Origin of the sequence: Actinomadura sp. (assembly GCF_044508335.1) — a bacterium.
Lineage (GTDB): Bacteria > Actinomycetota > Actinomycetes > Streptosporangiales > Streptosporangiaceae > Spirillospora.
In genome coordinates, this window is sequence record NZ_JBIQHY010000161.1 from 1 (window position 1) to 13,000 (window position 13,000).

The 13,000-nt window shown below is 73.8% G+C and carries 13 protein-coding genes; 10 read left to right on the top strand and 3 right to left on the bottom strand.

Going from position 1 to position 13,000, the window contains the following annotated elements; genetic code table 11:
- Positions 1–111: 111 nt before the first annotated feature.
- Entirely contained in the window at positions 112–957 is an 846-nt protein-coding gene (locus ACIWVC_RS32155; RefSeq protein WP_396452322.1) for an MIP/aquaporin family protein, read from the bottom strand.
- Between the two features lie 246 nt (positions 958–1,203).
- Here ACIWVC_RS32155 and ACIWVC_RS32160 point away from each other — a divergent pair, with 246 nt between their 5' ends.
- Both ACIWVC_RS32160 and glpK read left to right on the top strand, forming a co-directional pair.
- A complete protein-coding gene (locus ACIWVC_RS32160) occupies positions 1,204–1,971 on the top strand; it encodes an IclR family transcriptional regulator (protein WP_396452320.1) in 768 nt (255 codons plus the stop codon).
- 36 nt (positions 1,972–2,007) lie between these two features.
- Positions 2,008–3,534, top strand: a complete 1,527-nt coding sequence (gene glpK / locus ACIWVC_RS32165; protein ID WP_396452318.1) for a glycerol kinase GlpK — start codon at positions 2,008–2,010, stop codon at positions 3,532–3,534.
- Here glpK and ACIWVC_RS32170 read toward each other — a convergent pair.
- The gene (locus tag ACIWVC_RS32170; RefSeq protein WP_396452316.1) at positions 3,531–4,676 is read right to left on the bottom strand and encodes an acyl-CoA dehydrogenase family protein; all 1,146 of its coding nucleotides are present in this window, start codon (positions 4,674–4,676) and stop codon (positions 3,531–3,533) included. The two genes, glpK and ACIWVC_RS32170, sit on opposite strands and share 4 nt — an antisense overlap.
- Positions 4,677–4,771: 95 nt before the next feature.
- On the opposite strand from ACIWVC_RS32170, the gene ACIWVC_RS32175 reads away from it, so the two are divergent.
- From ACIWVC_RS32175 to ACIWVC_RS32205, 7 genes are all read left to right on the top strand, one after another.
- Complete coding sequence (locus tag ACIWVC_RS32175; RefSeq protein WP_396454993.1) at positions 4,772–5,467, top strand: GntR family transcriptional regulator; 696 nt, start codon at positions 4,772–4,774, stop codon at positions 5,465–5,467.
- A gap of 49 nt (positions 5,468–5,516) precedes the next feature.
- Positions 5,517–6,293 carry an enoyl-CoA hydratase/isomerase family protein gene (locus ACIWVC_RS32180; RefSeq protein ID WP_396454994.1) on the top strand — a complete coding sequence of 259 codons (777 nt, stop codon included), beginning with the start codon at positions 5,517–5,519 and terminating at the stop codon, positions 6,291–6,293.
- 12 nt (positions 6,294–6,305) lie between these two features.
- Entirely contained in the window at positions 6,306–7,481 is a 1,176-nt protein-coding gene (locus ACIWVC_RS32185; protein ID WP_396454995.1) for an acyl-CoA dehydrogenase family protein, read from the top strand.
- A 3-nt stretch (positions 7,482–7,484) separates the two neighbouring features.
- A complete protein-coding gene (locus ACIWVC_RS32190; RefSeq protein ID WP_396454996.1) occupies positions 7,485–8,747 on the top strand; it encodes a CaiB/BaiF CoA transferase family protein in 1,263 nt (420 codons plus the stop codon).
- A 52-nt stretch (positions 8,748–8,799) separates the two neighbouring features.
- The gene (locus ACIWVC_RS32195; protein WP_396452306.1) at positions 8,800–9,651 is read left to right on the top strand and encodes a helix-turn-helix transcriptional regulator; all 852 of its coding nucleotides are present in this window, start codon (positions 8,800–8,802) and stop codon (positions 9,649–9,651) included.
- A 109-nt stretch (positions 9,652–9,760) separates the two neighbouring features.
- Complete coding sequence (locus tag ACIWVC_RS32200; protein WP_396452304.1) at positions 9,761–10,771, top strand: aldo/keto reductase; 1,011 nt, start codon at positions 9,761–9,763, stop codon at positions 10,769–10,771.
- A complete protein-coding gene (locus tag ACIWVC_RS32205; protein ID WP_396452302.1) occupies positions 10,771–11,751 on the top strand; it encodes a zinc-binding alcohol dehydrogenase family protein in 981 nt (326 codons plus the stop codon). The genes ACIWVC_RS32200 and ACIWVC_RS32205 overlap by 1 nt, the downstream gene beginning before the upstream one ends.
- Before the next feature lie 3 nt (positions 11,752–11,754).
- On the opposite strand, the gene ACIWVC_RS32210 is transcribed toward ACIWVC_RS32205, so the two are convergent.
- Complete coding sequence (locus tag ACIWVC_RS32210; RefSeq protein ID WP_396452300.1) at positions 11,755–12,330, bottom strand: peroxiredoxin-like family protein; 576 nt, start codon at positions 12,328–12,330, stop codon at positions 11,755–11,757.
- Between the two features lie 68 nt (positions 12,331–12,398).
- Here ACIWVC_RS32210 and ACIWVC_RS32215 point away from each other — a divergent pair.
- Positions 12,399–13,000 (top strand): TetR/AcrR family transcriptional regulator (locus tag ACIWVC_RS32215; protein ID WP_396454997.1); only part of this gene is annotated, 602 nt, incomplete at its 3' end.

Below are 13,000 nucleotides of genomic sequence, written 5' to 3' on the forward strand. Positions count from 1 at the left end.
CGTTGCCGCCGTGGTCGAAGATCATGAAGCGGGTGCTGGTCGTGCCCTGGTCGAGGGCTCCGACGAAGTCGGCCATGCGTGCGGTCTCCTGGGACGTAGGGGAGGGACGGGTCACGCCGTCTCGTACTGCGGCTCGGGCTTGGCGATCTTCTCGGGCACCTCCTCCTCGGCGGGGAGGAAGCGCCCGATCAGGGCCTTGTAGAGCCCGACGCCGAGGACGCCGCCGATGAGCGGGCCGGCGATCGGGACCCAGAAGTACAGGTGCCCGTACTGGTCCCGCCACGCGCCGCCGTAGCCGGTGAGGAACGAGGCGAGCCGGGGACCGAAGTCGCGGGCCGGGTTGATGGCGTAGCCGGCGTCGGTGCCGAACGCCATCCCGATCGCCACCACCAGCAGGCCGATCATGAACGGGGCGAGGTTGGCCAGCGGCGGCGCGTTGCGCACGTCGGTGAGCGCCTTGATCACGAAGAGCAGGATGGCGGTGCCGATGACCTGGTCGCGGAACGCGCCCCAGGTGCCGACCGGGAGGGTCCCGTTGCCGGGCAGGGTCGAGAAGACGCCCTGCGTCTTGATGGTGTGGCCGGGGTCGGCGGCGGCGAGCACCTCGCTGTAGTTCCACCGGACGATCAGCGCCGCGGCGAACGCCCCCGCGGTCTGCGCGGCGATGTAGGGCGCCGTCTTGCGCCACGCGAACTCGCGGAAGGCGGCGAGGCCGATCGTGACGGCGGGGTTGAGGTGGGCGCCGCTGATCCGCGCGGCGGTGTAGACGCCGAGGGTGACGCCGAGGCCCCAGGCCCAGGCGATGCTGTCGTGGCCGCCGAGGCCGGAGCCGCCGGCGACGACCTGCGCGACGACGCCGACGCCGAACAGGATGAGGATCATGGTGCCGGCGAACTCGGCGGCGAGCTCGCCGGCGAATCCGGGGATTCTGGGCCGTTCCGCGGTGCGTTCCGTCATGGGCACTCCTCGGACGTGGGGTGGACGCGAGCCCCGTGAGGCTGGCCAGGACGCTAAGCCGGGACGGAACCGCCGACAACAGGGCGCTGCCGACAATGTCGAACACTTTCCCCTTCGCTCGGTGCGGGTTACCCTCCAGTCCGTGCACGAGATCACAGAATCCGGGCAGTTCGCGGCACTAACGACGGCGATTACGACGGCTGCCGACATTGTCGGCATCATGCCGGGACAACTACGATCGGATCCATGCCCGGACCTGTGCAGTCGATCGAGCGCGCCGCCGCGATCCTGCGGCTGCTCGCCGCGAGCTCGGGCCGGCTCGGGGTCGGCGAGATCGCCAGGTCGCTCGGGCTCGCCCGGGGCACCGCGCACGGCATCCTGCGCACCCTGGAGCGCGTCGGCTTCGTCGAGCAGGACGGCGGCACGGGCAAGTACCAGCTGGGCGCCGCCCTGCTGCACCTCGGCACCAGCTACCTGGACGTCAACGAGCTGCGCTCCCGCGCCATCAACTGGGCCGACGCGCTCGCCTCGCGCAGCGGGGAGGCCGTCCGCATCGGGACGCTGCTGGAGGGCCGGGTCCTGGTCGTCCACCACGTGTTCCGCCCGGACGACACGCTCCAGGCGATGGACGTCGGGTCCCTGCTGCCGCTGCACGCCACCGCCCTCGGCAAGGCGCTGCTCGCCCACGACGCCAACGCGGCGGCGTCCATCCGCGACACCGTCCTGGAGTCGTACTGCCGCCGCACCATCACCGATCCGCGCGAGCTCGCACGGGCCGCCACCCGGGTGCGGGAGAACGGCTGGGCCGCCGAGGTCGAGGAGCTGTCCATCGGCGACGCCGGCATCGCCGCGCCGATCCGCGGGTACGGGGGCCTCGTCGTCGGCGCCATCGGCATCTCCGGCGCGGTCGAGCGGATCTGCGACGCCCGCCGCGTCCCCGAGCCGCGCCTCGTCGCCTACGTGCGGGACGCGGCCCGCGCCGTCTCCCGCGACCTCGGCGGCTCGCGCTGGTGACGGCGCGCCCGGGCTTCCGCGGGGAGGGGGCCGGGCGTGACCGAGCGGTACGTGATGTCGATCGACCAGGGCACGACGTCCACCCGGTGCATCCTGTTCGACCACGGCGGGCGCCTGGTGTCGGTCGCGCAGCGCGAGCACCGGCAGCACTTCCCGAGACCCGGCTGGGTCGAGCACGACCCGATGGAGATCTGGCGCAACCTGGAGCGGATCGCCCCGGAGGCGCTGGCCCAGGCGGGCGTGACCGCCGATCAGGTCGCGGCGGTCGGCATCGCCAACCAGCGGGAGACGACCGTCCTGTGGGACCGGGTGACCGGCGTCCCGATCGGCCGCGCCATCGTGTGGCAGGACATGCGCACCGGCGCCCTCGTGGACGAGCTGGCCCGCGCCCCCGGCGCGGCGATGGTCGCCGAGCGCAGCGGGCTGCCCCTCGCCACCTACTTCTCGGCCCCGCGCATCCGCTGGCTGCTCGACCACACGCCCGGCCTGCGCGAGCGCGCCGAACGCGGCGAGGTGCTGTTCGGCACCATGGAGAGCTGGCTCGTCTGGAACCTCAGCGGCGGCGTGGACGGCGGCGTCCACGTCACGGACGTGACCAACGCCGGCCGCACCCTGCTGATGGACCTGCAGACCCTGGCCTGGGACGACGGGCTGCTCGACTTCTTCGGCGTGCCGAGGGCGATGCTGCCGGAGATCAGGTCGTCCACCGAGACCTACGGGACGGCCCGCCGCGTGTTCCCCGGGGTGCTGATCGGCGCCGCGCTCGGCGACCAGCAGGCCGCGCTGTTCGGGCAGACGTGCTTCGCCCCCGGCGAGACCAAGTGCACCTACGGGACCGGCGCGTTCCTGCTGATGAACACCGGCACCGCGCCGGTGAAGTCGGACAACGGGCTGCTCACCACCGTCGGCTACAAGATCGGCGGCGAGCCGGCCGTGTACGCGCTGGAGGGGTCGATCGCGATCACCGGCGCGCTCGTCCAGTGGTTCCGGGACGGCCTCGGGCTGATCGGCACCGCGCCGGAGATCGAGACCCTCGCCCGCTCGGTCGGCGACAACGGCGGCTGCTACATCGTCCCCGCGTTCTCCGGGCTGTTCGCGCCGCACTGGCGCAGCGAGGCGCGCGGCATCATCGTCGGCCTCACGTCCTACATCACGAAGGGGCACCTGGCGCGGGCCGTGCTGGAGGCGACCGCCTGGCAGACCCGCGAGGTGGTGGACGCGATGAACGCCGACTCCGGGCTCTCCCTGAAGGAGCTGAAGGCGGACGGCGGCATGACGTCCGACAACCTCGTCATGCAGATGGTCGCGGACGTGCTGAACGTGCCGGTGGAGCGGCCGATGGTGGTCGAGACGGTGTCGCTCGGCGCCGCCTACGCCGCCGGGCTCGCCGTCGGCTACTGGGCCGACCTGGAAGGGCTGCGGCGCAACTGGCACCGCGCGGCCCGGTGGGTGCCGGCCATGGAGCCGGCGCGCCGCGCCGCCGAGTACGACAACTGGAAGCGCGCCGTGGAGCGCACGTTCGACTGGATCCGCTCCGGGGAGGACCCGGCCGCCGCCCCCTAGATCCGGTGGCGTTCGATGAGCTGCTTGACGATCACGTTCCGCTGGATCTCGTTGGTCCCCTCGCCGACGATCATCAGCGGCGCGTCGCGGAAGTAGCGCTCGACGTCGAACTCGGTGGAGTAGCCGGCCGCGCCGTGGATGCGCACGGCGTCCAGCGCGATCCGCATCGCCGCCTCCGACGCGTACAGCTTGGCCATGCCCGCCTCCATGTCGCAGCGCTCGCCCTCGTCGAGGCGGCGGGCGGCGTCGAGGGTGAGCAGCCGGGCCGCCCGCAGCTGCGTGGCCATGTCGGCGAGGTAGTTGCCGACCGACTGGTGCCGCCAGATCGGCTTCCCGAACGCCTCGCGCTCCTGGGCGTAGCGCAGGGAGTCCTCCAGGGCGGCGCGCCCGACGCCGAGCGCGCGGGCCGCGACCTGGATGCGGCCGACTTCGAGCCCGCGCATCATCTGGGCGAAGCCGCGCCCCTCCGCGCCGCCGAGCACCGCGTCGAGCGGCGCCTCGTAGCCGTCGAAGGACAGCTCGCAGCTCTCCACGCCCTTGTAGCCGAGCTTCGGCAGGTCGCGGGAGACGGTCAGGCCGGGGCCCTTCTCCACCAGCAGGATGCTCATGCCCGTGTGGCGCGGGGACGCGTCCGGGTCGGTCTTGCACAGCAGCGCGATGAGCCCCGACGTCCGCGCGTTGGTGATCCACATCTTGGCGCCGTCGACGACGTACCGGTCGCCGCGCCGCCGCGCGGTCGTGCTCATCGCCTGCAGGTCCGAGCCGCCGGACGGCTCGGTGAGCGCCATCGTGGCGCGCAGCTCGCCGGTCGCCATCCGGGGCAGGTAGCGCTCCTTCTGCTCGCCGGTCCCGAACACGGCGATCAGGTGCGACACCACCGTGTGCCCGCCGAACGCGCCGGCCAGGGACATCCAGCCGCGGGCCAGCTCCTCGGTGACGAGCGCGTAGCACGCCTTGGACACGCCGGCCTCGCCGTACGGCTCCGGCACGGCGAGCCCGTACACGCCGAGCTCCTTCATCCGGTCGATGAGCCGGGCGGGGTAGGCGCCCGCGTGCTCCAGCTCCCGGGCGACCGGGCGGACCTCCCTGTCGACGAAGTCCGCGACGACCTCGACGATGGCGCGCTCCTCGTCGCTGAGCATGAACACGATCCCTCGCCCTCCCTCCCGCGCAGCGGTGATCTCTCATATATTTGATGCGAAAATACACCCCGTCACGCAGCCGTACGGGAGAGACGATGACCGTTGCCCGTCCCGGCGGCCCGGTCCTCGGCAGGCGCCGCCAGCTGAGCGACGAGGTGGCCGCCTACGTCCGCGAGCTCATCATGTCCGGCCAGGTCGGGCATGGGGAGTTCCTCCGCCTGGAGCGGATCGCCGCGGACCTCGGGATCAGCGTCACGCCCGTCCGGGAGGCACTGCTGTCGCTGCGCGGCGAGGGGTTCGTCACCCTGGAGCCGCGGCGCGGGTTCATGCCGGCGCCGCTGACCCGGCAGGACGTCCAGGACCTGTTCGAGGCGCAGGCGTACTTCGCCGGCGAGCTCGCCGCCCGCACCGCCGGCAGGATCACCGGGGCGGAGCTGGCCTCGCTCGACCGGTTCCAGGCGCAGCTGGAGGCGGCGTTCCAGGCGGGGGACTCGGCGGGCATCGAGACCGCCAACCACGAGTTCCACCGGCTGATCAACCTGTGCGCCGGGTCGCCGAAGACGGCCTGGCTGCTGCGGACCGTCGTCCGGTACGCGCCGCGCCGCTTCTACGCGAGCATCGACGGCTGGACCCGGGCGTCCGTCGACGACCACCACCTCGTCCTCGCCGCGCTGCGGGCCGGGGACGAGGCCGCCGCGCGGCAGGCGATGCGCGCCCACATCCGGCACGCCGGGACCCTGCTGGTCGTCCACCTGGAGGCGCAGGGCTTCTGGGAGGCGGGGGCGGAGTGAGGCCGCACGGCGCGCCGCCGTATCGTATAAAAAATTTTTGGGAGGGCTGATGGACGACCCGGTGGTCACGGTCACCGCCCACGGCGCGGCGCGCGTGCTCACGCTCAACCGGCCGGAGGCCCGCAACGCGATCGACGTCCCGATGCGCGAGCGGCTCCTGGAGGAGCTGCGGCGCGCCGCCGGCGACCCCGGGGTCCGGGCGATCGTGCTGACCGGCGCGGGCGGGACCTTCTCGGCGGGCGGCGACATCCGGTCGATGGAGGGCGCGGGCCCGGACGCCGTGCGGGCCCGGCTCGCGCCCGTGCACAAGGCCGTCCGGCTCATCGCCACCTGCGGGACGCCGGTGATCGCGGCCGTCGAGGGCGCCGCCGCCGGGCTCGGCGTGTCCCTCGCCGCCGTCTGCGACCACGTGGTCGCCGCCGAGGACGCCCGGTTCGTCGCCGCGTTCGGCAAGGTCGGCCTCGTCGCGGACGGCGGCCTGCTCTGGACGCTCCCGCAGCGCGTCGGCATGGGCCGCGCCAAGGAGATGCTGCTGTTCGGGCGGACGGTCACCGCGCACCGCGCCTACGAGATCGGGCTCGCCGACTCCCTCGTCCCGTCCGGCACGGCCCTCGATGCCGCGCTGGAACTGGCCGGCGAGGCCGCCGCGCTCGCCCCGCTGCCGGTCGCCGCCGCCAAGCGGCTGCTGGCCCGCGCCGACCGCAGCCTGAAGCGGCTGCTGGAGTCCGAGCGCGAGGAGCAGGCGGCCCTGTTCGGCAGCGCCGACTTCGCCGAGGGCCGCGCCGCCTTCGCCGCGCGCCGCCCGCCCCGCTTCGAGGGCCGCTAGAGGGGAGCAGGAGTGAGCAGGCTGCAGCAGACGCACGGGCTGTCGGACGAGCAGCGCGAGATCGTCGCGACCGTCCGCGCGTTCGTCGACAAGGAGATCCTCCCGGTCGCCACCGGACTGGAGCACGCGGACGCCTACCCGCAGGCGATCGTGGACGGCATGAAGGACCTCGGGCTCTTCGGCCTGACGATCGGCGAGGAGCACGGCGGGCTCGGCGCGTCGCTGCTGACCTACGCGCTGGTCGTGGAGGAGCTCTCGCGCGGCTGGATGAGCGTGTCCGGCATCGTCAACACCCACTTCATCGTCGCCTGGATGATCACCCACCACGGGACGCCCGAGCAGAAGGCCCACTACCTGCCGAAGATGGCGACCGGGGAGATCCGGGGCGCGTTCTCGATGTCGGAGCCGGGCTGCGGGTCCGACGTCTCCGCCATCACGACCCGCGCCGTGCCGGACGGCGCCGACTACGTGATCGACGGCCAGAAGATGTGGCTGACGAACGGCGCCTCGGCCAACCTCGTCGCCACGCTCGTCAAGACGGACCCGGACGCCGGGCACCGGGGCATGACCGCCTTCCTCATCGACAAGACCCCGGGGTTCGGCGAGGTCGCGCCCGGCCTGACCGTCCCCGGCAAGATCGAGAAGATGGGCTACAAGGGCGTCGACACCACCGAGCTGGTCTTCGACGGGTACCGCGTCCCCGCGGACCGGATCCTCGGCGGGACGCCGGGACGCGGCTTCTACCAGATGATGGACGGCGTCGAGGTCGGCCGGGTCAACGTGGCGGCCCGCGGCTGCGGCGTCGCGAAGCGCGCCTACGAGCTGGCGCTCGGCTACGCGCGGCAGCGCGAGACGTTCGGCAGGCCGATCGCCGAGCACCAGGCGGTCCTGTTCCGCCTCGCCGAGATGGCGACCAAGGTCGAGGCGGCGCACCAGATGATGGTGATGGCGGCGCGCCGCAAGGACTCCGGCGAGCGCAACGACCTCGAGGCGGGCATGGCCAAGTACCTGGCCAGCGAGTACTGCAAAGAGGTCGTGGAGGACGCGTTCCGCATCCACGGCGGCTACGCCTACTCCAAGGAGTACGAGATCGAGCGGCTCTACCGGGAGGCGCCCATGCTGCTGATCGGCGAGGGCACCGCCGACATCCAGAAGATGATCATCGGCCGCCGGCTGCTGGAGGGCTGACCGGTGACCGGAGCGGAGCGGGGAGCGCCGGCCGGGCCTCGGCGGGGGGCCGGTGGACGCCTTCCGGAGGACGCCGGCTCCCCGCTGCCGCTGGAGGGGATCACGGTCGTCGCGCTGGAGCAGGCGGTGGCGGCGCCGTTCGCCACGCGGCAGCTCGCCGACCAGGGCGCCCGCGTCATCAAGGTGGAGCGGGTGGACGGCGGCGACTTCGCCCGCGCCTACGACTCGGCGGTGCGCGGCGGGCTCGGCACGCACTTCGCCTGGCTCAACCGGTCCAAGGAGTCGGTGGCGCTCGACCTGAAGCGGGACGAGGGCCGCGCGATCCTCGCCGACCTGGTCGCGCGCGCCGACGTGTTCCTGCAGAACCTGGCGCCCGGCGCGGCGGCGCGGCTCGGGTTCGGCGCGGACGCGCTCCGGGCCCGCGACCCCCGCCTCATCGTGGTGGACATGTCCGGATACGGGACGAGCGGGCCGTACCGGGACAAGCGCGCCTACGACATGCTCGTCCAGGCCGAGGCCGGCCTGATCTCCGTCACCGGCACGCCGGAGACCCCCGTCAAGGCCGGTTCGCCGCTGGCCGACATCGCCGCCGGCATGTACGCGTTCTCCGGCGTGCTCGCCGCGCTCGTCCGCCGCGGCGGCACCGGCGAGGGCGCGTCGATCGAGGTCTCGATGTTCGACGCGGTCGCCGAGTGGATGACCCAGGCGATGTACACGACGCTCTTCACGGGCTCCCCGCCGCCGCGCACCCGGCTGAGCCACCCGGTGATCGCCCCCTACGACGCCTATCCCACCGCCGACGGGGCGGACGTCGTCATCGGCGTGCAGAACGACCGCGGCTGGGCGGCGCTGGCGGCCGGCGTCCTGGACAGGCCGGACCTGGTCACCGACCCCGAGTTCGCGACCAACCGGGCGCGCGTCCGCAACCGGGAGAAGGTCGACGCGATCGTGGCCGCCGTGACGTCCGGGATGGGCCGCGACGAGCTGCTGAGGCGGCTCGACGACGCGGGCGTCGCCAACGCCTCCCTGAACGACGGGCACGGCCTGATCGCCCACCCGCAGCTGGCCGAGCGGGACCGCTGGCGCGAGGTCGGCTCCCCGGTCGGCGCCATCCCGGCGCTCCTCCCGCCGATCACGTTCGCGGGCATCGAGGCCCGCATGGACCCGATCCCGGCCCTCGGCGAGCACACCGACGCCGTCCTGCGCGAACTCGGCCGCGACGACGCGGCGATCGCCGCGCTCCGCGCCGCGGGCGCGGTCGCCTGATTCCCGTCGCCTGACCCCCGTCGCGGGCGTCCGCGGCCGATATCGTTGCGGTATGGCAAGCCCGACTCCCGCCACCGGCCGCCGCGAACAGCTGCGCGACTTCCTGCGGACCCGCCGCGCCCGGCTCACCCCCTCCGACGTCGGCATGCCCGACGGCGGGCGGCGCCGGACGCCGGGCCTGCGCCGCGAGGAGGTCGCCGTCCTCGCCGGGGTCGGCGTCTCCTGGTACACGTGGCTGGAGCAGGGCCGCGACATCAAGGTGTCCGGCGACGTGCTGGACGCGATCGCGCGCGCCCTGCGCCTGGACCGGGCCGAGCGCGAGCACCTCTACCTGCTCGCCGGGCTCAACCCGCCGCAGGCGGAGGCGGGCCCCGCCGCCCCCATCACGCCGGAGCTGCGGCGGGTGCTGGACGCGTGGTCGCCGCGGCCCGCGTACGTGCGCGACCGGTACTGGAACTTCGTCGCGATCAACGACGCGGCCCGCGAGGTGTTCGGCTACGGCGACACCGACCACAACTGCCTGGTCACGTACTTCACCAACGTCCGTTACCGGTCGATGCACACGCACTGGGCCGCGGCGGCGCCCTCCGTCGTCGCGCGGTTCCGCGCCGACGCCGCCCTCCGCCCCGACGACCCCGAGTACGGCCGGATCATCGCCGGCCTGCTGGCCGTCAGCCCGGAGTTCGCCGAGCTGTGGCCCCGCCACGACGTGAGCGGGAGCACGCAGGCCGTGAAGGGGATCCGGCATCCGGACGCGGGCGAGCTGGTCTTCGAGGGGACGCTGCTGCCGCTGGCCGACCGCCCCGGCTGCACCCTGGTGCTGTTCAACCCGCGTCCCGGCACCGGCACGCAGGAGCGGTTCGACCGGCTGATGGCGCGCCGGAGAATGGCCGCCGCCGGCTGAACCGGCCCGCCAGGGTGGTGGTGCCACACCCATGATGAGCGGACTCTGCCGGGTCCGCGGCGCGCCCAGCATGATCGTCCTCGTAAGTGGGAACCACTGAGGAGGACTCATGAGGACGCGTGATTTCGCGGGTACCCCGGTCGGCGCCGTCGGGCTCGGCTGCATGGGGATGAGCTGGGCCTACACCGCCTCGGAGCGCGACGACGACGCCTCGGTCGCGCTCATCCGGGAGGCCCTCGACCTCGGCGTGACGTTCCTGGACACCGCGCAGCCCTACGGCGACGGCCACAACGAGGCGCTCATCGGCCGCGCGCTGAAGGGGCGCCGGGACGAGGCGGTCCTGGCGACCAAGACCGGCTTGGTCGTCCCGGAGGACGCGTCGTGGAACCTCGTCCGGAACGGGACGCCCGAGCACGTCAAGGCGTCGGCGGAGGACAGCCTGCGCCGCCTCGGCACCGACGTGATCGACCTGTACTACCTGCACCGGGTCGACCCGGACGTGCCGCTGGCCGACAGCTGGGGCGCGATGGCCGAGCTGGTCGCCGAGGGGAAGGTCCGCCGGCTGGGCCTGTCCGAGGTCAGCGTCGCGCAGGCCGCGGAGGCGCACGCCATCCACCCGGTCGCCGCGGTCCAGTCGGAGCTGTCGCTGTGGACGCGCGACGCCGCGGGCGCGCCGGGCGGGATGGCCGGCGTCTCGATGGGCCACACCGGCGGCACCGGGGAAGGGCCCGGCGACGTCGTCGCCTGGTGCGCCGAGAACGGAGCCGTGTTCGTGCCCTACGCGCCGCTCGGCCGGGGGTTCCTCACCGGGACGATCACGTCCGCCGACTTCGAGGACACCGACTTCCGCGGCGTCAACCCGCGCTTCCGGGAGGACGCGCTGAAGGCCAACCTGCGCATCGTCGACGTCGTCAAGGCGGTCGCCGAACGGCACGGCGCCACGCCCGCCCAGGTCGCGATCGCGTGGACGCTCGCTCAGGGCGAGCACGTCATCCCGATCCCCGGCACCAAGAAGCGGCGCTACCTGCACGAGAACGCCGGTGCCGCCGACCTGGACCTCACCGGAACCGACCTGGCCGAGCTGGACGGCGTTCCAGCGGCAGTAGGAGACCGATACTGATGAAGGCCATCACGATTCCCGAGTTCGGCGGCGCGGACGTGCTGCGCCCCGCCGAGATGGAGGCACCCGAGCCGGGGCCGGGCCAGGTGTCCATCGACGTCGCGTACGCGGGCGCGAACTTCGCCGAAGTCCTGTACCGGCAGGGCGTGGTGGACGTGCCGCTGCCGTTCGTCCCCGGCATCGAGGTGTCCGGCCATGTCCGGGCGGTGGGCCCGGATGTCGAGGGGCTGCGCAAGGGCCAGCCCGTCGCCGCGCTGACGATCGTGGACAGCGGCGGCTACGCCGAGGTCGCCGTCACCTCCGCCGACCTCGTCGCGCCGCTCGACGGGCTGGACCTGGGACTGGACGTCGCTGCGGCCGTCCCGTCCAACAGCACGACCGCGTTCCTCGTCCTGGACCGCGTCGCGCGCATCGAACCGGGCGAGAGCGTGCTGGTGCACGCGGCGGCCGGGGGAGTGGGCAGCCAGCTCGGCCAGGCCGCCCGGCGGCTCGGCGCGGGCAGGGTCGCCGGGACGGTCGGCGGGCCCGCGAAGATCGAGGCCGCCCGCGGATTCGGCTACGACGACGTCGTGCTCCGCGACGACCTGCCGGACGCGGTCGCCGGCCTCACCGGCGGCCGCGGGTTCGACATCGTCGTGGACATGGTCGGGGGCGCCGCGCGGCGCACCAGCCTGGACGCGCTCGCCCCGATGGGCCGGATGGTCGTGATGGGCAACGCCTCCGGCGCGGACGACGTGGGGATCCCGGCGAACGAGCTGTGGTTCGACAATAAGACGGTGTCCGGGTTCAACCTCGCCGCGTTCGCGGGGATCGCGCCGGCCGAGGCGGGGCGCGCCCTGCGCGGCGCCCTCGCCGCGGTCGCGTCGGGGGACCTGCGCGTCCAGGTCGAGGAACTGCCCCTGGAGCGGGCCGCCGAGGCGCACAAGCGCATCGAGTCGGGCGCCACGACCGGGAAGCTCGTCTTGGCCGTGCGGGGCTGAGCCTCACCGCCTCCCGGAGGCGGCGGGGGCTTGGGCGGCCAGGTCGAGGAGGTCGTCGACGCTCCAGTGGTCGGCCGCGTGCTCGCCGTATCCGGCGGCGAGCACGCGGCCGTCGGCGCCGATGAGGAAGTCGGCGGGCAGGCCGAGGCGCCCGCCGTCCGGGCGGGCCTTCGGCGCCCGCGCCCGGCCCCGCGCGACCTGCCAGGTGCCGGCGGCGACGGCGCGCAGGATCGTCCACCAGGCTCGGGGGTCCAGGAGCGCGCGGCGGGCGGACTCCACGCCGAACTCGGCGTACAGCCGCTTCTCCGGGTCGGCGACCGCGGCGTACGGGAGGCCGCCGACGTGCTCGCGCAGCTCGCGGGCGGACGAGTGGAACACGACGACCTCGCGGACGCCGGCGGCCTCGATCTCGGCGTGCCGGACGGTGAACGAGCGCAGGTGCAGGTTGCAGATCGGGCAGCCCGCGAACCGGCGGAACTGCAGGTGGACGAGGCGGCCGGGGTCGGGCACCCGCACCGGCGGGCCGTTGACCGGGGTGAGCTCGCGCGGCGGGATGTCGGAGCCGGGGGCGAGATGCATGGGCGTCTCCTTTAGGTGTACGGCATACGCCTACGATCGTAAGCGTATGCCGTACGCTGTCAAGCGCCATGCCTCGACCACGCTCGCTCAGCACCGAGAGGCTCGCCCGAGCCGCGCTCGCCGTCATCGACCGGGACGGGCTCGCCGGGCTGTCCATGCGCGCGGTCGCCAAGGAGCTCGGGATGAGCACGATGGCGCTCTACCGCTACGTGCGCGACCGCGAAGAGCTGGAGGGGCTCGTCGTCGACCTCGTCTACGCCGAGGTCGACCCGGCGCCGCCCGGCGAGGGGCCGTGGGAGGCGCGGATCGAGACCATGGCGCTGCGGCTGCGGGACGCGTTCGGCGCGCACGCCGCGATCATGCCGCTGACGCTCACCCACCGCCATGCCTCGGCGGGCTCGCTGTGCTGGGGCGAGACCGTCGCCCGGATCCTCGCCGAGGCGGGCATCGACGGGCCGCGCGCGGCGATCGCGCTGCGCGCCGTGATCGCCTACGTCATCGGCGCGATCCAGCTGGAGCACCTCGGCCCGCTGGAGGGGGAGGGGACCGCCGCCATCGCCGCGCTGCCCGCCGACGAGTTCCCCCACCTGACCGAGACCGCGCGGCACGCCCGCCGCCTCGGCCCCGACGAGGAGTTCCGCGGGGGACTGGCGGCCGTGCTGCGCGGCCT